General features: G+C 66.2%; 20 protein-coding genes and 1 pseudogene. 15 read left to right on the top strand and 6 right to left on the bottom strand.

The features are described 5' to 3' along the window. The first annotated feature begins 3 nt into the window (after positions 1–3). Genes D477_RS13875 through D477_RS13865 form a run of 3 tightly spaced genes read left to right on the top strand, consistent with a single transcriptional unit; the run spans position 4 to position 1,504 of the window. Positions 4–723, top strand: coding sequence for a sirohydrochlorin chelatase (locus D477_RS13875; protein WP_043847031.1), 720 nt, complete (start codon positions 4–6; stop codon positions 721–723). Positions 724–765: 42 nt separating this feature from the next. Next, positions 766–1,251 (top strand): ribonuclease E activity regulator RraA, encoded by a 486-nt coding sequence (rraA, locus tag D477_RS13870; RefSeq protein WP_005270287.1) that lies wholly within the window; start codon positions 766–768, stop codon positions 1,249–1,251. Between the two features lie 37 nt (positions 1,252–1,288). Further along, on the top strand, positions 1,289–1,504 hold the full coding sequence (locus D477_RS13865; protein ID WP_005270283.1) for a hypothetical protein: 216 nt from the start codon (positions 1,289–1,291) through the stop codon (positions 1,502–1,504). Between the two features lies 1 nt (position 1,505). On the opposite strand, the gene D477_RS13860 is transcribed toward D477_RS13865, so the two are convergent. Continuing rightward, a complete protein-coding gene (locus D477_RS13860) occupies positions 1,506–2,792 on the bottom strand; it encodes an aminotransferase-like domain-containing protein (protein ID WP_005270279.1) in 1,287 nt (428 codons plus the stop codon). Between the two features lie 64 nt (positions 2,793–2,856). Continuing rightward, the gene (locus D477_RS13855; RefSeq protein ID WP_005270275.1) at positions 2,857–3,828 is read right to left on the bottom strand and encodes a helix-turn-helix transcriptional regulator; all 972 of its coding nucleotides are present in this window, start codon (positions 3,826–3,828) and stop codon (positions 2,857–2,859) included. Between the two features lie 301 nt (positions 3,829–4,129). Between D477_RS13855 and D477_RS23580 the strand changes: the two genes are divergently transcribed. The 3 genes from D477_RS23580 (at position 4,130) to D477_RS13845 (ending at position 5,514) form a co-directional block, all read left to right on the top strand. Next, complete coding sequence (locus D477_RS23580; RefSeq protein WP_272943824.1) at positions 4,130–4,264, top strand: hypothetical protein; 135 nt, start codon at positions 4,130–4,132, stop codon at positions 4,262–4,264. A 96-nt stretch (positions 4,265–4,360) separates the two neighbouring features. Further along, positions 4,361–5,332, top strand: coding sequence for a lantibiotic dehydratase C-terminal domain-containing protein (locus D477_RS13850; protein ID WP_005270272.1), 972 nt, complete (start codon positions 4,361–4,363; stop codon positions 5,330–5,332). Further along, positions 5,329–5,514, top strand: coding sequence for a hypothetical protein (locus tag D477_RS13845; protein ID WP_005270268.1), 186 nt, complete (start codon positions 5,329–5,331; stop codon positions 5,512–5,514). Before D477_RS13850 ends, D477_RS13845 begins: the two co-directional genes overlap by 4 nt. A gap of 87 nt (positions 5,515–5,601) precedes the next feature. On the opposite strand, the gene D477_RS21290 is transcribed toward D477_RS13845, so the two are convergent. Next, entirely contained in the window at positions 5,602–6,195 is a 594-nt protein-coding gene (locus D477_RS21290; RefSeq protein WP_237740793.1) for a GerMN domain-containing protein, read from the bottom strand. Positions 6,196–6,620: 425 nt separating this feature from the next. Here D477_RS21290 and D477_RS13835 point away from each other — a divergent pair, with 425 nt between their 5' ends. The 4 genes from D477_RS13835 (at position 6,621) to D477_RS13820 (ending at position 9,861) form a co-directional block, all read left to right on the top strand. Beyond that, positions 6,621–7,460 carry an ABC transporter permease gene (locus D477_RS13835; RefSeq protein ID WP_005270263.1) on the top strand — a complete coding sequence of 280 codons (840 nt, stop codon included), beginning with the start codon at positions 6,621–6,623 and terminating at the stop codon, positions 7,458–7,460. After that, entirely contained in the window at positions 7,457–8,230 is a 774-nt protein-coding gene (locus D477_RS13830; RefSeq protein WP_005270259.1) for an ABC transporter permease, read from the top strand. The genes D477_RS13835 and D477_RS13830 overlap by 4 nt, the downstream gene beginning before the upstream one ends. Beyond that, positions 8,220–9,071 (top strand): ABC transporter ATP-binding protein, encoded by an 852-nt coding sequence (locus D477_RS13825; RefSeq protein ID WP_005270230.1) that lies wholly within the window; start codon positions 8,220–8,222, stop codon positions 9,069–9,071. Before D477_RS13830 ends, D477_RS13825 begins: the two co-directional genes overlap by 11 nt. A gap of 412 nt (positions 9,072–9,483) precedes the next feature. After that, on the top strand, positions 9,484–9,861 hold the full coding sequence (locus D477_RS13820) for a hypothetical protein (RefSeq protein ID WP_150110132.1): 378 nt from the start codon (positions 9,484–9,486) through the stop codon (positions 9,859–9,861). A 71-nt stretch (positions 9,862–9,932) separates the two neighbouring features. Here D477_RS13820 and D477_RS13815 read toward each other — a convergent pair whose 3' ends face one another. Then, on the bottom strand, positions 9,933–10,514 hold the full coding sequence (locus tag D477_RS13815) for a MarR family winged helix-turn-helix transcriptional regulator (protein ID WP_005270207.1): 582 nt from the start codon (positions 10,512–10,514) through the stop codon (positions 9,933–9,935). A gap of 138 nt (positions 10,515–10,652) precedes the next feature. On the opposite strand from D477_RS13815, the gene D477_RS13810 reads away from it, so the two are divergent. The 5 genes from D477_RS13810 to D477_RS13790 all read left to right on the top strand — a co-directional run bounded on the left by D477_RS13810 (position 10,653) and on the right by D477_RS13790 (position 15,259). Next, complete coding sequence (locus tag D477_RS13810) at positions 10,653–11,585, top strand: SDR family NAD(P)-dependent oxidoreductase (RefSeq protein WP_005270206.1); 933 nt, start codon at positions 10,653–10,655, stop codon at positions 11,583–11,585. Positions 11,586–11,587: 2 nt separating this feature from the next. Beyond that, entirely contained in the window at positions 11,588–12,487 is a 900-nt protein-coding gene (locus tag D477_RS13805; protein ID WP_005270205.1) for a 4-hydroxyphenyl-beta-ketoacyl-CoA hydrolase, read from the top strand. Continuing rightward, positions 12,487–13,695: an acyl-CoA dehydrogenase family protein gene (locus tag D477_RS13800; protein WP_005270204.1), complete on the top strand. Its 1,209-nt coding sequence runs from the start codon at positions 12,487–12,489 to the stop codon at positions 13,693–13,695. The genes D477_RS13805 and D477_RS13800 overlap by 1 nt, the downstream gene beginning before the upstream one ends. Before the next feature lie 43 nt (positions 13,696–13,738). After that, positions 13,739–14,203 (top strand): MaoC family dehydratase, encoded by a 465-nt coding sequence (locus D477_RS13795; RefSeq protein WP_005270203.1) that lies wholly within the window; start codon positions 13,739–13,741, stop codon positions 14,201–14,203. Between the two features lie 63 nt (positions 14,204–14,266). After that, the gene (locus D477_RS13790) at positions 14,267–15,259 is read left to right on the top strand and encodes an ABC transporter substrate-binding protein (RefSeq protein WP_005270202.1); all 993 of its coding nucleotides are present in this window, start codon (positions 14,267–14,269) and stop codon (positions 15,257–15,259) included. Positions 15,260–15,429: 170 nt separating this feature from the next. On the opposite strand, the gene D477_RS13785 is transcribed toward D477_RS13790, so the two are convergent. Together D477_RS13785 and D477_RS13780 are read right to left on the bottom strand one after the other, a co-directional pair. After that, on the bottom strand, positions 15,430–16,263 hold the full coding sequence (locus tag D477_RS13785) for an aldo/keto reductase (RefSeq protein WP_005270201.1): 834 nt from the start codon (positions 16,261–16,263) through the stop codon (positions 15,430–15,432). 160 nt (positions 16,264–16,423) lie between these two features. Beyond that, positions 16,424–16,983: pseudogene (locus D477_RS13780) on the bottom strand (NAD(P)H-dependent oxidoreductase). Between the last annotated feature and the right edge of the window lie 169 nt (positions 16,984–17,152).

Below are 17,152 nucleotides of genomic sequence, written 5' to 3'. Positions count from 1 at the left end.
GGCTTGGCGCCCGCGCACACAGCCACCACGCTGGTCGCGGCCTCGCACGGGACGAGCTCGCCGGCCGGGCAGGCGGCGATCCGCAGGCTGGTCGAGGCCGTCGCGCGGCACCGTCCTGACCTGGCCGTGCGGGAAGCGTTCGTGGATGTCCAGCAGCCGGAGGTGCCCGCGGTTCTCGCCGGCCTGAGCGAGGAGACGCGGCTGGTGCCGCTGCTGCTCTCTGCCGGCTACCACGTCCACGTGGACCTGGCTGAAGCGGCGGCCGCGTCGAAGCAGGTTTCGGTCACCCGGGCGCTGGGACCGGACCAGCGGCTGGTGAAGGTGCTGGCGCAGCGGCTGCAGCAGGCCGGACTGCGCCGGGGCGACCGGGTAGTGCTGGCCGCGGCAGGTTCCACGGACCCCCGCGCCGTCGCCGATTGCGAGGCCACTGCCAGGATGCTGGCCCGGCATCTCCGCATGGAGGTTGCCACCGGCTACATTTCCGCCGCCCAGCCGGAGCTCGGGAGTGCCGTTGCCGCTGCCAGGGCACGCATCGCCCGTCGCCGCCTGGCCGGGCGGCACGCCCGCGTCGTCCTGGCAAGCTACCTGCTGGCGCCGGGCTACTTCGCCTCGCTCGCGGCAGGCTGCGGGGCGGACATCGTGGCCCCTCCGCTGCTGGTGCCCGGCGACGAGCCGCCGGTCGAACTGGTCAGCCTGGTGCTGGATAGATTCACCCGCGGCTAGCCGGTTGGCTATGATCGGTCCCGTGGCGAAGAGGAGCGAACGATGACCGAAACGACCGGCACGGCTATACAGACCGCGGATCTTTACGACGAGCGCGGAGAGGAACTGCAGTCCGTGGTGCTGCAGTTCCTGGACCTCGGCGGGCATACGGCGTTCAGCGGGCCGATCCGCACGATCCGCTGCCATGAGGACAACGGGCTCGTGAAGTCCGTGCTGAATTCCCCCGGCGCCGGCAGCGTCTTGGTCGTCGATGGCGGCGGCTCCCTCAACACCGCGCTCATGGGGGACCTCATCGCGTCCGCCGCCGTGGAGAACGGCTGGGCCGGCGTCGTGATCAATGGCCCCGTGCGGGACCGGGCGGTCCTGGCCACGCTGCCGCTGGGCATCAAGGCGCTCGGCAGCAATCCGCGCAAGAGCGCCAAGGACTCCGTCGGCGAGGTCGATGTCCCGGTCGAGTTCTCGGGCGTGGTGTTCCGTCCCGGCCCCATGCTTTACGCGGACCTGGACGGCATCCTCGTCGAACGCTGAGCCGCCGGACCTGCCCGGTTGTGAAAGACTGGGGCGCATGAGCAACAACCGTGCGCCCCGGCGCGACGATACCGGCATCCCCAGGATCGACTGGCGCGGCACGCTCTGGGCGATGGCGTTCGTGTTCCTGCTCAGCTACGTCTTTATCGCGCTGTTTCCGGGCCTGCACCCCATCCTGCGCATCGTGCTGGTCCTGGCGCTCTACTTCGCCGGACGGTACGCCTACTACCGGTATGTGAAGAAGCGGCGCTAGCTTAGCCGGCGGCGATGGCGTCGGCGATCACCGGCGCCAGCCTGCGCACGCCCTCGCGGATCCGATCGGCTGCCACGGCGCTGAACGCCAGCCGGAGCCGGTTGGAAGGCTTGTCCGACGGCGTGAAGGCCGCCCCCGGAATGAAGACCACGCCGGCGTCGATCGCCTGGTAGAGCAGCGGGTAGGTGTCGACACCCTCCGGCAGCGTCACCCAGATGAAGAACCCGCCCTCCGGCCGCGTCCAGCTCACCTCGGGCGGCATGAATTCCTCCAGTGCCGCCAGCATGGCCGCGCACCGCTCGGCGTAGAGGTCGCGGTAGGTGGTGATCTGCCCCCGCCAGTCGTGGCCCTCCAAGTACTCCGAAACCAGCAGCTGGTTCAGTGTCGGCGGGCACAGCGTGACGGCCTCGCTCGCCAGGTAGAACCTCCGCTGCAGATGGGCCGGTACAAGCGCCCAGCCCAGCCTCAGTCCCGGGGCGAGGATCTTGGAAAACGAGCCCATGTAGATGACATCGGACGGATGCCCGGCCCGCAGCGGCGGGATCGGATGGCCGTCAAAGCGGAGCAGCCCGTAGGGGTTGTCCTCGATGACCAGGATGTTGGCCTCCCGGCAGATCCGTACGACCTCTTCGCGCCGTTCGGCCGCCAGGGTGATGCCCGAGGGGTTGTTGAAGTTGGGGATGGTGTAGAGGAACTTGATGCTGCTGCCGGCGGCCCTGACCTCGTCGATCCGCCGCTTCAGCTCCTCCGGAATAAGCCCGTGTTCGTCCATCGGGACGGCCTCGACATTGACTTCGTAGGCCTCGAAGGTGTTCAGCGCCCCGACATACGTGGGATTCTCGCACAGCACGGTGTCACCGGGGTTGCAGAACACCTTGCAGGCGACATCCTGGGCACTTTGGGATCCAACGGTAACGACGACGTTGTCCGGGTCGGCATCGGTGATGCCTTCTTCGGCCATGACTTCGCAGATCTGGACGCGAAGCTTCTCGATCCCCTGGCCGCCGCCGTACTGCAGGGCGGTCAGCCCGTGCTCGGTGACCAGCTTGTAGGCCATGCCGCCAATCTTCTCCAGCGGCAGCGACTGCAGGAAGGGGTTGCCTCCCGCCAGCGAGACCAGGCCCGGCCGCAGTGAGATATCGAAGACATCGCGTACCGCCGACTGTTTGATTTTCGACGCCCGCATAGAGAACAAGGCATGGTGGCGGTGGGACGTAACGGCCCGTTCCAGGGCGACTTCGGTTTCCGTGGCGAGTTCGGCGGAAGTGGTCGGCTTGTGTGCTGTCACTCACACAGCATAACCCGCGAAGTTGACCTGAACACAACAGTTGTTTACTTGGTCTAGCGCCCGGTCAGAGCCAGCCGGCTTCCTTGGCTTTGAGGGCTGCCTGGAAACGGCTTTCCGCACCAAGCTCTTCCAGCATCCAGGCAATGTGCCGGCGGCATGTGCGCACGCTGATGTTTAGCCGGCGGGCAATCACCTCGTCCGAGTAGCCTGAGGCCATGCCCCGGAGGATCGACTGCTGGACGCTGTTGAGCTGGGCGGTGCTGTTGCCTTCCTCCCAGCTGAACGGTGTAGCCAGTTCCCAGGCCACGTTGAACAGGTGGTTGAAAACGTGGATCAGTTTCGGATCCCGCACCACCAGCGCGCCGCGGTCGTCCGGGTAGAGCTGGCGGGCCACGAGGGCGAGGTTCCGGTCGAAGATCAGCACTTTCAGCGGGACATACGGCAGGGTGCGGTACTCAAGGCCTGCCGGTGCGGTGGCCGCCACCGCCTTGCGCGTCGGCATGTGGTCGAGCGTGCTGGCGCTGTAAAGGTTTTTCCTGATGACCCCGCGTCCGAGCAATTCCAGGTCCTTTTGGATGCTCTCCTCGTGCACTTCCGCGGTGGATCCGGTGCCGGGCTGGCTGATCAGGACCTGCTCGCTCACATCCCGGCCGTAATCTATGAGCAGTTTGCGGATGACGCCCGGGTCCTCCAGCACCTCCACGGTGGAATCGAGGCCGACCTTCTTCCTGGCCGCCAGATACGTGGGGACCAGCGTGGCCATGTCGCTGCGGTGCCCGCTGATCTTGGCGCGCAGGTCAATCAGCAGCCGTTCATCACTGTCCACGAGCTGGGACAGGGCCACATCCGGAGGAATGGCAATGAACGCCTCGACATGGGGAGCCGGCTGCTGCAGCAACTTGCGGCCCACTAGTTCCGCGATAGCGCCATTCAAGTCGCGTATCGTGTAGCCCAAGGCGGTGGAAGCGGACTCTTTGGTCCAATCCGGATTCGCCACGGCGTATTCATACAGTTCAAACGCTGTGCCGCTCAGCATCCACTGCCCCCTCGGCCGATTCTAGAGACTGGTAACTACATGTCATGTCCGGATGTTGCCAGCCTGTTCAAGTAGTCACGTTCAAATCATACCTGTGGTGGAAAAACCTTGGAATCTCAAGGGACTTTGTGCCCATCTGCAGTTGGCACCAAACGGACACTTTCCGGCCGCCGTCCCTTTAAGGGCATGTCCGGTTCCTGCACCCGGTGTGGCTGGACACCGCCGGGCCTGACGCGGAAATCTTGAACGTGTCGGGGGGCATTCCTCGACGGTTTGCCACTCACACCCCGAAGGGAATGACATGTTCAAGAGGATCGCCAGCATCACGGCAGGTCTGCTGGTTGCATTCGGCGCGATCTCGGCAGCCACTCCTGCAGTGGTAGCCGAGCAGGGCCCCAAGCCCAACAGCGTTCCGGTCGCAGCCTGGGACTGGTAAAAAGCCGCCCCATCCTCAGCATGACGCTGATCCTGTAACCAGGACGGCGACGGCTATCCCTCCCCAACCACCAGCGAGCACACCAAGGAGAAGCGAATGAGCCAGCTGACAGCCATCCGCCCCTCGGAAACGCTCAGTCTCAAACCATACTGGTGGGTTCTGTCTATATACACGGGTAGACAGGACGTAGCCGAAACCGTCATAGGAGAACTGGTTACGCCGCTGGTGGCCCACGCTCGCCGCGAAGGCGTGGGCCGCTGGTACTTCGGCCATCATGTTGATGAGGTGGGGCCTCACCTGAAGGTCCGGTTCCTGGGCCACCGCTCAGCCCTCGATAGCCTCCAGAGGTTTGAGTTGGCGGCCCGGGACCGGCTCCTTGCAGTCCTGCCTACAGCCAGGATCCAACAGAACTATGTCCTGCCTCCCAACTGCGAGGACTTGGCCGGCCTGCTGGCACCGGAGCCCGTCTCCACCGTCCACGAAGCGGACCTGGACAGGTTCGGCGGGGCCGAAGGATTGGTGCTGGCGGAAGAGGTTTTCGAGCTGTCCTCCGAACTGGCCAGCTGGGCGGTTGGCCGCTTCACCAAGTCACAGGGAAGAACGGCCTTGGGGGCGCTGCTGCTCTCCGATGCCGCCTGGGCGATGATGAACGGGCCCAAGGCCGGCCAGTGGGCGGACCGGCAGCGGTTGTCCTGGAACTACTGCTGGGACAACCACCTGAGGATCTCGACCATGGAGCTTGGACGCGGCGCGTCGAAGGCGCGCGCCGGCCTTGCGGCCAGCCTTGCTCCACGGACTGCCCCGATGCACCGGCTGATGGCGGCGACGGCGGCTGAAGGCTCCGTCCAGAACTGGCGCCGGCGCTGGAAGAGGGCCATTGACGCGTACCTCTACCGGGCAGACAGGTCGCGGCTCAGCCGCAGTGCCCAGAACCTCATGTTCAGCCAGTCGCACTACATGATGAACCGGCTTGGCTTCACGATGTGGGAAGAAGCAGCCTTGGGTATCTACGCCCGTGCCTGGACGCCCGATACTGAATCCGCTCTGTTGGAGAAGAGAAGAAGATGACCCCGTTCACGTCGGCTCACGCCGTGCACATGCGCCCATCCGAAACCATCGACGAGCACAGCACGGCGGCCCTGGAAGAGATCGGCGGGCTCGCATCGCATGGACCGGACGGCGACCTGTGGAACTTGACCGGGAGCGACTACTCGCGGGATGCGGCCTGGGCGGACCACGCCTGGCAGTAACATCCCACTTCACATAACCCCATAAGCCACTGGCCGGAACTCCCCCCAACGGTTCCGGCCAGTTCCCTGTCCAAAACCGTTTGGTTCCTACTTGCCGCCCAGCAGCTCTTCGAGCCGTTCGCCGTTCACCAGGACCACGGCCTCGCTGGTGCCCGCGGCGGTGGCTGCCGTCTGCTCCAGCTGTGCCTCGATCCGCGGATCATCGCAGGTTCCTCCGGAGACGAGCCGGCCATCCAGTTCGACGGTGGCGGTATCAGCTTCGATGCTGGCCGCGGTGAAGGACAGATCGGACTGGTACAACGAGTTATACAGTCCTGATTCGCCGAGGAACTGCCCCTTGTCGGCGAGCAGCCGCTCCATCGCGTCCCGCAGGCGGTCAGGGGAATCTACGGGCTCGGTGTAGGTGGCTATGAGACTGTCACCGCAGCCGACGGTTTCGCCGGAGGCGCCCGCGTCATCCACAGCGATGTAGTAGAGCGTCAGCGCCGAAGCTGAAGCTGTTTCTCCGGAGCCGGATGGGGGTGAAGCCGTTGTCGGGGCTGCGGGACCAGGCGTCGTGACGGTGTTTCCCGGTTCCTGGTTGCCTGTGGCGGGCGAGGTGTCCGGCGGCTCGAGAGGGGCGCAACCGGCCATGAGCAGCAGTGCAGCGCCTGCCGCGGGAACCGCCAGGTTCAACTTCACCGTGTCCCCCTTGTCCCGCGGGGCCGGCAGCCGGATGGGCGGGCCCGCCTCCGCGAACAGTTTCAGCCTACGATTCCAGCCCCATGCTGCAAGGGCCAAAGGCCCTCTCTCTCCGGCGGCAGGGGCAGTGTCGAGCCCAATGGGCCTCCTCTGGCCGGATGTGAACAGAAATAATTGAGAATTTCAACTTGATTTGTCATGCCTCCGTCACCCAATATCTTGTATGTAACGATCATCACTATGTGTTTGACCTCACTTTTTCAGTAGCTGCACACTGAGGCGTGAACAGGCGTTCAGAACGCGAACACCATGGAGGCGCCCCCGCTCGTCTGGGGGCGCAAAGGAGTGGAAATGAAACGTACCTTGGCCACGCTGCCGGCAGCCGCCTCAGCGTTGGTGCTGCCCGCCCAGGGGGGCGGTTCACAATGACAGCGCAAGCAGTGGACAAGAGCAGCGCGGCCGCGCCCTCACACCGCCGGCGGTCGTCAAAGAAGCTGCCGTCGAAGCAGTTGCTGGGCCTGGCGGGCATTCTGGGGTTCCTGCTGGTGTGGGAACTCGTGCCGCGGGTGGGGATTGTTGAGCCGCGGTTCCTGCCGCCGGCGTCCGAGGTCATCGCCGCGCTGGTGCGCGATTTCGGTTTGACGGCGTTTTGGGTGGCGGTGGGCGAGACGATGCTGGCCTGGCTGATCGGCCTGGTGATGGCGATTGTGCTGGCCACGGTCCTGGGCTTCATCATCGGGTCGTCGTCCTTTTTGCGGAAGTTCACGAATTCGACGGTGGAGTTCCTGCGTCCGATTCCGTCGGTGGCGTTGATTCCGCTGGCCGTGCTGCTGTTCGGTGTGAAGATCGAGTCCACGCTGATGCTGGTGGTGTACGCGTCGTTCTGGCAGGTCTTCATCCAGGTGCTGTATGGGGTGGCCGATGTGGACAACGTCGCGATGAACACAGCCAAGTCGTACGGCCTGGGCCGGTTGGCGCGGATCCGCCATGTGGTCTTCCCGACCGCGCTGCCGTACCTGATGACCGGCGTGCGCCTGGCGGCCTCGGTGGCGCTGATCCTGGCGATCACGGCCGAACTGGTGATCGGTTCGCCCGGACTGGGCCGTGAGATCGCGCTGGCGCAGTCCGGCGGTGCGATTTCGGGGATGTACGCGCTGGTGCTGGCGACGGGCCTGATCGGTGTGGTGATCAATCTGGTGATGCGCTGGATTGAGCGCAAGACCCTGTCCTGGCATTCCTCCATCCGTTCCGAGGTGATCGTATGAAAGTCCTGAAGGGCATCGGGTACGCGCTGGCGCTGCCTGTCATCCTGGTTTTGATCTGGTGGGCCTCGACGCTGGGTGAGACGAACTTCTTCGTGCCGACGCCTGGGGTGCTGGCGGAGAAGTTCGCCGAGACTTGGTTCGGGGAGCGGATCCTTTCCGACGTGCTGCCCAGCATCGGCCGCCTGATCGTGGGCGTGGTCTCGGCGATCATTATCGGCATTGTCGCGGGCCTGCTGATCGGTTCGTTCAAGTGGCTGCGGGATTTGACCGAGCCGGTGCTGGAATTCTTCCGTGCGATTCCGCCGCCGGTGCTGGTGCCGGTGCTGATGCTGCTGATGGGCATCACGGACGGCATGAAGGTTGTGGTGATCATCTCCGGCTGTGTCTGGCCGGTGCTGCTGAACACCATCGAGGGCGTCCGGGCGATCGACGGCGTGCTTTCGGACAGTGCGCACACGTACGGGATCGGCGGCTGGGCGCGGGTGAAGTACCTGGTCCTGCCCTCGGCCGGCCCGCAGATCATGGCCGGTGTGCGCCAGTGCCTGTCGATCGGTTTGATCCTGATGGTCATTTCCGAAATGTTTGCCTCCTCGTCGGGGCTCGGCTTCACGATCGTGCAGTTCCAGCGTTCGTTCGCGATCCCGGAGATGTGGTCGGGCATCGTGGTGCTGGGCCTGATCGGTGTGGCCATGTCGTTCATCTTCCAATTCACCGAGCGCAGGATCCTGCGCTGGTACCACGGCCTGCGAGAGGTAGAAAATGCAGCCTGATACAACTCCGGCACCGGCCGGCAAGACCCTGCCCGCCAACGAGGCGATGCTCTCGGTCCGCGGCATGAAGAAGGTCTACAAGACCGACGGCGGCGACATCGAGGCCGTGCGCAACCTTACCTTCGATCTGCGGGCCGGGGAGCTGGCCTGCCTGGTCGGCCCGTCCGGGTCGGGCAAGACGACGCTGCTCAAGTGCATCGCGGGACTGATGGCCCCGACCGAGGGCGAGGTGCTGCTCAACGGGACCAAGGTGGTCGGGCCGCCGAAGAAGATGGCGGTGGTGTTCCAGGAATACGGCCGCTCGCTCTTCCCGTGGATGCGGGTGCGCGAGAACGTCGAGCTGCCGCTGAAGAACCAGGGCGTGCCGAAGGCTGAACGTGACCGGCTGGTTGACGATGCCCTCGAGGCCGTGGGGCTGGCGCACGTGCCGCAGTCCTACCCGTGGCAGCTCTCCGGCGGCATGCAGCAGCGCGTGGCGATCGCCCGCGCGGTGGCCTACCAGCCCGAGGTGCTGCTGATGGACGAGCCGTTCGCCGCGGTCGACGCGCAGACCCGCGCCGACCTGGAGGACCTGATCCGCACCGTGTGGAAGAAGCTGGGCGTGACCGTCCTGTTCGTCACCCACGACATCGACGAATCGGTCTACCTTGGCCAGCGCGTGATCATCCTGTCCTCCTCGCCGACAGTGATCCAGGAAGACCTGGACATCGACCTGCCCGACGAGCGCGACCAGCTCAACACCCGCGCCCTGCCGCGGTTCACGGAACTGCGGCACCACGTTTACGAGCAGATCCAGCTCGCCAAGGCAGGCCACCGTCCGGCGGCCGCGACCCAGGCATAGCCGGTACCAAGGGCCAGGGCTGCGCCTGGCGACCGGCCGGACACCAAAGGCGGCTGCCCTTCCCTGTGGCGGGAGGGCGGCCGCCTTTTGGGATGTGGCAATGCGAGACAAAGCCGGCTGGAGTTCCTTGGCTGGGCGACTGTTATCGAAATGAAGCCGGCCGTCCCGCTCGCCCTCCATGGCGAGCCGGATAGGTTGGTGTGAAGGTTCCAGGCTGAAGGGCGGCGGCATGCGCAGCACGATGAGGTCGGCAGGAGCGTCCAGCAGGATTGCGCGTTCTGCGGTCCACAGGAAGGCTCCGGCTGCAGGCTTTTCCAGAGCGGTTGTGCCGTCACGCTTGCGCAGGGCGGCTGCGGCGGCGGGCATGGGCTCGGCCGTACTCCTGCTGGCGGCTTGCGGAAGCCCCGAAGGCGTGGGTGCTCTGGAAGCGGAGGCCGGGCCGCGGGATGCCCTGCCCGCCTACATGGAGGAGGCGGGGCTCGACCTGGCCAGCTCAAGGCTGCTGGCGGAGTCCGGAGAGGTGGCTTTCTATGCCGCGAAACCGGCGGCCGACGGGGCGGCCTCGGCGGCGTGCATCGTGATCGACGCACGCGACGGGGAGTCGTCCTGGGTGGCGGGATGTTCGGAGAAGGCTCCGGTGGCGGCAGGGCGCGGAGGCGTGCAGGCCATGCTGGTTCCGGATGGCTTCGATCCGACCCGTCCGGCAGGCGGCGGATTGGATCCCAACGTCAACCTTCTGGAGCAGGGCTGGGAGGAACTGCACGAGAACCTGTTGGTCAAGGGGCTCTAAGGGAGGGCGGCGGAACCCGGCTGGTCCTGCTTCCGCAGCGAGCAGGACGGGAGCGTCAGCCGGATAAGGAGTCAGTCGGCCGTTTCGAAGGCGACGCGCTTGAGCAGGCTGCGGAGCACGTCGCGCTCTTCGGGGCTCAGCTGTCCGAGCGAGCGGTCTTCGGCCTGGCGGACTACGCCGTAGGCCTTCTTGTAGAGCTGCTTGCCTTCTGCGGTGGCGACGATGACTTTGGAGCGGCGGTCCCGGGGGTCGGCTTCCCGGCTGACTGCGCCGCGGCGTTCCAGCTCATCCACGAGCGCCACGATCTGGCTCGGGTCCAGGCTGAGGAAGTCGGCGAGTTCGCGCTGCGAGGGGTTCAGGCCGCTGCAGGCCAAGGAGAGCACGGAGTAGGAGCGCACCTTCAGGTCCAGCTCCTTGAGGAGTATGTTGGCGCGGCCGGAGCCGACGGAGCGGGCGCGCGCGGTGAGGAACTCGATTTCATCGGCCAGCTCGGTGGCATGGAGCCGTTCGGGGCCCGCGGCACCGTTCTGGTCAGCGGCCGGCGCTGCAGGGCCGGTGGCGGGTTCCTTTGTCTGGGCTGCAGGGCCGGTGCCGGGCCCCGCGGCCTGGGCTGCACGGCCGGTGCCTGGTTCGGCTGTTTTCTGTGCCGTCATGGTTCCTTGCATCTCCTCAGGATAAGGCGTTCCCAAATCTGTTGACTTTTTCAATGGTATACGTTGTCATTGGTTTTGGAACAGGTGAACCGTCGGTTCCGGCAGCTTGGCCGGAACGTGGGCTAAGGAGCTTTAGATATGTCACTGGCAGGTAAGGCAGCGATCGTTACCGGCAGCGGCCGTGGTCTTGGACTGGCCTACGCGCAGGAACTGGCGAAGCAGGGCGCCGCCGTCGTTATTAATGACGTGGACGAGCAGGTGGCCAGCGAAGCCGTTGACAGCATTACCGCTGCGGGCGGCAAGGCTGTGGCGGTGGTGGCGCCGGTGGGATCGACCGAGACGGCGAAGGCGCTGGTGGCGGCCGCAGTGGAGCACTTCGGCCGGTTGGACATCCTGGTCACCAACGCGGGCGTGCTGCGGGACAAGTCGCTGCTGAAGATGACGGACGAGGATTTCGACCTGGTCATCAATGTGCACCTGCGCGGCACCTTCACCTGCGTGCGCGAGGCCTACGCCTACTTCAAGGAGAACGGCGTGGCCGGCCGGATCATTACGATCGGTTCGCCGACCGGGCAGCGCGGGAACTTCGGCCAGACCAACTACGCCGCGGCGAAGGCCGGCATCGTGGGCATGGTGCGCACGTGGGCGCTGGAGATGAAGAGGGCCGGGGTGACCGCCAATGCGGTGATTCCAGTGGCGGCGACGGCGATGACCAAGACCGTGCCGTTCTTCCAGAAGGCCGTCGAGGCTGATGAGCGCGGGGAGGCCATGCCGGAGTTCTTCCGCAAGGAGCTGGGCTTCGGAACGGCCGACGACGTTGCCGGGCTGATTGCCTACCTCGCCTCCGATGCGGCCGCCAACGTGACCGGCCAGGCAATCGGCGTGGGCGGCGACCGGCTGCAGCTGTGGTCGCACCCGGAGGCCATCGCCACGGAATACCTGGACGGCGGCTGGAGCTACGAGGCGCTGAGCGAGCGGTTCGACGATCTGTTCGGCCAGCGGCTGCAGAGCGTAGGCGAGGAGTTCCCGCAGCTGCCGGCCGAGCTGCAGCCCGAGCCGGCGGCGAAGTAGCCATGGCGCCCACCCGCTACGAACTGGGGCTGGACGCCGCGTCGCTGGCCGCGATCGACATGCATGTGCATATCGAGATCGATGGGCACGGGCATTGCTCGCTGCCGCCGGCGCTGATGGACGCTTCGAGCAAGTACTTCAAGGCCGAAGAACGGACGCCGTCGCTGGACAGCATCGCCGAAACCTACCGGGAACTGAACATGGCGGCCGTGGTCTTCACGGTGGATGCGCGGACCCGGCTGAAGCACAAGCCGAACAGCATCGAGGAGCTGGCTGAAGGCGCGGCCCGCAACAATGACGTGCTGATCCCGTTCGGCTCGGTGGACCCGCTGACCGGGTCGGAGGCGATCATCCGGGCCAAGCGGCTGGCGGAGGATTACGGGGTGCGCGGCTTCAAGTTCCACCCCAGCCTGCAGGGTTTCGATCCCAGCGACGGGGAGTTCTACCCGCTCTGGGAGGCCCTGCAGGAAATCGGCCTGCCGGCGGTTTTCCATACCGGCCAGAACGGGATGGGCGCGGGCCTGCCCGGCGGCTACGGGATTAAGCTGGCATACTCGAACCCGCTGCTGCTCGATGCCGTCGCCGCCGACTTCCCGGGATTCCAGATCATCATGGCGCACCCCTCGGTGCCGTGGCAGGAGGAGGCCAACTCGATCGCCACGCACAAGGCGAACGTGTGGATCGATTTGTCCGGCTGGTCGCCGAAGTACTTCCCGGAGTCGTTGGTGAAGGCATCGAACTCGCTGCTGCAGGACAAGGTGCTCTTCGGCACGGACTTCCCGCTGATTACACCGCAGAAGTGGCTGGGCGCCTTCGCCGACCTGCCGCTGAAGGACGAGGTCCGGCCGAAAATCCTGAAGGGCAACGCCATGCGGCTGCTCGGCCTGGCTGGAGCGGTCTGATGAGCGCGGTGGCCGAAGAGAAGGCGGGCGTGGCGGAGCAGTTCTATCCTTCCGACCAGTACGGCTTCGCCACGTTGTTGAGCGAGGCCGAGCTGGCCGTGCTGGGCCGCCTGCGCGCGGTGCTGGACGGACAGGTCAAACCGCTGCTCGCCGACTACTGGGAGCAGGGCGAATTCCCGTACCAGATCGCCCAGCCGCTGTATGACCTGCACCTGATGGACCCGGAGGAACTGACCGCCGGCGGTGTGGTTCCCAGCGGTCTCTACGGCGGCTTCCGGAACTTCGAGCTGGCCCGCACCGATGCCTCGGTGGCGACGTTCTACAACGCCCAGTCCGGGCTGTTCCGCACCACGGTCAATCTGGGCGGCAGCCCCGAGCAGGCTGCACGGCTGGACCCGCTGATCCGCTCCTTCGAGTACAAGGGCGTGTTCGCGCTGACCGAGCCGGACCACGGCTCGGACATTGCCGGTGGCCTGGCCACGACGGCCCGGCGGGAGGGCGGCAGCTGGATCATCAACGGGGCCAAGCGTTGGATCGGCGGGGCAGCTTCGGCGGATGTGCTGGCCGTTTTCGCCCGGGACGAGGCGGACCGCCAGGTCAAGTGCTTCCTGGTCCCCACGGGCTCGCCGGGCCTGACGATCACCAAGATCGGCCGCAAGACGGCGCTGCGGATGATGCAGAACGCCGACATCGAGCTTGCTGAGGTCGAGGTGCCTGAGTCGGCCCGGCTGCAGAACGTCAACTCGTTCAAGGACGTCGCGGGCCTGCTGCGCAACATGCGTTCGGACGTCGCCTGGATCGCCACCGGACTGCAGGCCGGCGCGTACGAGGCAGCCGTGCGGTACGTGAAGGAGCGCGAGCAGTTCGGCCGTCCTATTGCCAGCTTCCAGTTGATCCAGGAGAAGCTCGCCACCATGCTGGGCAACGTCACCGCCTCGCTCGGCATGGTGGTCCGGCTGACCCAACAGCAGGAGGCCGGCATCTACAAGGACGAGAATTCCGCGCTGGCCAAGATGTTCACCTGTGTCCGGATGCGCGAAACTGTCGCCCTGGCGCGCGAAGTGGTAGGAGGCAACGGGATCACGCTGGACACCGACGTCGCACGTTTCCACGCGGATGCCGAAGCCGTCTATTCCTACGAAGGCACCCACGAAATCAACGCCCTGATCGCGGGCCGGGCGATCACCGGCACCGGGGCCTTCCGCTAAAACCCGGCCTGTCAACCCAAGCACCGACGAAGAGGAGCCACCCATGAGCACCGCCAGCAAGACCACCGTCACTTTCGAAGAACTCTCCGGCCTGGTCGGGAAGGACCTCGGCTACACGGACTACCGCGAAATCACGCAGGAACAGATCAACACCTTCGCCGACGCGACCGACGACCACCAGTGGATCCACACCGATCCGGAGCGCGCCAAGGACGGCCCGTTCGGCGCCCCGATCGCCCACGGCTTCCTCAGCCTCTCGCTGATCATCCCGCTGTGGAGCGAACTGTTCGACGTCGAGGGCGTCAAGACCAAGGTCAACTACGGCCTGGACCGCGTCCGCTTCACCAACCCGGTCAAGGTCGGCTCGAAGGTCCGCCTGCACTCAACGATCGCCGAGGTCACCGAGGTCAAGGGCGGCGTCCAGATCAAGACCAGCAACACCATCGAAATCGAAGGCGAAGAGCGCCCGGCCGTCGTGGCCGAGTTCCTCGCCCGCTTCTACGCCTAACCACCGGCTCCGGGCAGTCAGCGCCCGGGGCAGCCATCACCCACCTCGAGGAAGAGGACAGCTATGAAGAGGCACCTTGCCAAACTGATGACCGGCGGCGCGATCATCGCCCTGGCTCTGACCGGCTGCGGGTCCGGTTCGCCCTCCGGCTCCACCGCGCCGGAAGGCGGCGGGACTGCCGCCAGCGGCGATCTGCAGAAGGTCACCGTGGGCGTGCTGCCGATCGCCCCGTCGGCCGCCATGCAGTACGGGATCGACGAAGGCATCTTCGAAAAGCACGGCCTGGAGGTGGAGCTCCAGACCGGCCAGGGCGGCGCGGCCATGCTGCCGGCCGTCTCCACCGGCACCATGAACTTCGCCGTCGGCAACCCGCTTTCGGTGATGACCGCCGTCGACAAGGGCCTGGACATGAAGATTGTCTCCGGGTACAGCAACTCCAAGGCCGAGGGCGAGGACATCAACGGCGTCGTCACCAAGGCGGATGCCGGCATCGACAACTTCGCGGACCTGGAGGGCAAGACCACCGCGGTCAACACGCTCAAGACCCAGGGCGACCTGACCATCATGGAGAGCGCCGCGATCGACGGCGGCGACCCGCAGGCGCTGAAGTTCAGCGAAATGCCCTTCCCGGACATGGAGGCCCAGCTCGAGCGCGGCAACGTGGACGCCGTCTGGCTGCCCGAGCCGTTCCTGAGCAAGGCGCTGGCCAATGAGGACTACAAGCTGGTGGGCTACCCGAACCAGAAGGCGCTGCCCGGCCTGCCCACCATGGTGACCTTCACCAGCGGCAGCTACGCCAGCGAGAACCCGGAGATCGTGGCCGACTTCAAGGCCGCCGTGACCGAGGCGCTGGAAGCCGCCGAGGCGGACCCCGAAGGCGTGCGCGCGGTGCTGCCGGAGTTCATGGGCATGGATGAGGCCGTGGCCAAGGGCCTGAAGATGGAAACCTTCGACGGCGAAGTGCCCACCGAGGTGCTCAGCGACATGGGCGAGCTGATGCTCAAGTACGAGTACGTCGAGAAGGCGCCGGACGTCGCGGCGATGACCGTGCAGTAGCAGCCAGCCTGAATGAGGCGCAGGGCGGTTCCCGTAGTACGGGAGCCGCCCTCCGCCGTCGTTAGCGCAAAAACAACGACGGCGGCGCGCCTTGCAGGCCGTCCGTGCGGCGTGGGCAGCGGGAAATTACGACGGCGGTGCGCGGCTTGGGCGGGCGGGCGTGGGTTCGGCTAGTGCCCGAAGTCGTCCGCGTCGTAGATGTCCGCGACGCCGGTGTCCAGGGCCGAGAGGGTGGCGAGCTCGTCGCCGTCGAGCACGAAGTCGAAGATGCCGAAGTTCTCGGCGAGCCGCTCGGGCCGGCTGGACTTGGGGATGGCGATGAAGCCCTGCTGGGTTTGCCAACGCAGTACGATCTGGGCCGGCGTCCTGCCGTACTTGTCGGCGAGCTGCGTGGTGGCCGGTTCCCGCAGGAGTGATCCGCCGCGGCCGAGCGGGCTCCAGGATTCAGTGGCGATGCCGTATTCGCGGTGCAGTTCGACGAGGTCGCTGCGGGTGTGCCGCGGGTCCAGCTGGATCTGGTTCACCTCCGGCACCAGCCCGGCGTCGAACAGCCGCCGCAGGTGCGCCGGCTTGAAGTTGGAGGTCCCGATCGCCTTGACCAGGCCGTCCTTCAGCAGCGCGGCCATGCCCTCGAACGCCTCGACGTACCGGTCCTGGCCGGGATTCGGCCAGTGGATGAGCAGCAGGTCAACATACTCGACCCCCAGACGTGCCGCGCTGGCCTCGAAAGCCCGCCGCACGCCGTCGTAACTGTGCCACTCCTTGTTGAACTTGGTGGTGATGAATACGTCCTCGCGGGGCAGGCCGCTGCGCCGTACGCCTTCGCCAACGCCGGCTTCGTTGCCATAGTTCTCCGCCGTGTCGATCAGCCGGTAGCCCGTGGCCAGGGCCTGTTCGACGGCGGCAGCGGTCTGGGCGTTGTCCAGCGGCCAGGTGCCCAGTCCCAGCAGCGGGATCCGGGCGCCATTGCGCAGCTTCATCAGCGGGGCGAGGTCAACCGTCACTGTTCCACCTTTCGGTCGTGTCCTTGATGCCGTGCAATGGCCCCAGCCTAGAACCTCGGCGCGCAGCGGTCAGCCGAAGTGCCGAAAAAGCCAAAAGGCCCGGTGCCTGCCCCTGACGGAGCGGCGCCGGGCCATGAGGTTCCGCGCGGGCGCGGTTGGATCAGGCGGCCACCGGCTGCACGGCAGCGGCCAGGGCGGAAACGACGCCGGTCAGCTCGGCGGCGGTTTCGGCGTGGTCCTTGGGGTGGGTCTCGGCGAAGATCTCGAAGCGGCCGCCCACGGTGATCGAGGCGTTCTCGAGGACCTTGGCGCCGGCCACGCCGAGGGCCTTCTGCGCGTCACCGTTGGCCCACTGGGCACCGTAGCCGGAGGGGGAGGCGCTGACGACGGCGGCGGGCAGGTCCTTCACGGCGCCGGCGCCGAAGGGGCGGGAGAGCCAGTCGATGGCGTTGTTGAGCACGGCAGGGTGGTGCCGTTGTACTCCGGGGTCACGAGCAGGACGGCGTCGGCGCCCTGGGCGGCTTCGCGCAGCGCCTCCGCGGCGGCCGGGACCTGGTCCTCGACGTCGATGTCCTGGTTGTAGAACGGGAGGGTCTCCAGTCCGTCGTAGACGCTGACTTCGACGCCTTCGGGGGCAACGGCGGCAGCGGCTTCGGCCAGCTGGCGGTTGACGGAGCCGTTGCGGAGGCTGCCGACGAGGGTGAGGACCTTGATGCTCATGAATCTCCTAAGCGGGTAGTGCGTACAGGATTGGCAACCGGCCCCGCGGCGGAATCATTCCGCATCGACGGCGTGAACGCTGTCACTATTGCCGGCCGGGTGCAGCGCCTCGATCAGTGCTGCCAGCTGGGAGCGCAGTTCCGGCAGGCCCGCGCTGGCCCGCTCGTTG

The organism is Arthrobacter crystallopoietes BAB-32 (genome assembly GCF_000328305.2).
Taxonomy (GTDB): domain Bacteria; phylum Actinomycetota; class Actinomycetes; order Actinomycetales; family Micrococcaceae; genus Crystallibacter; species Crystallibacter crystallopoietes_A.
This window is presented reverse-complemented; position numbering and strand designations above follow the sequence as displayed.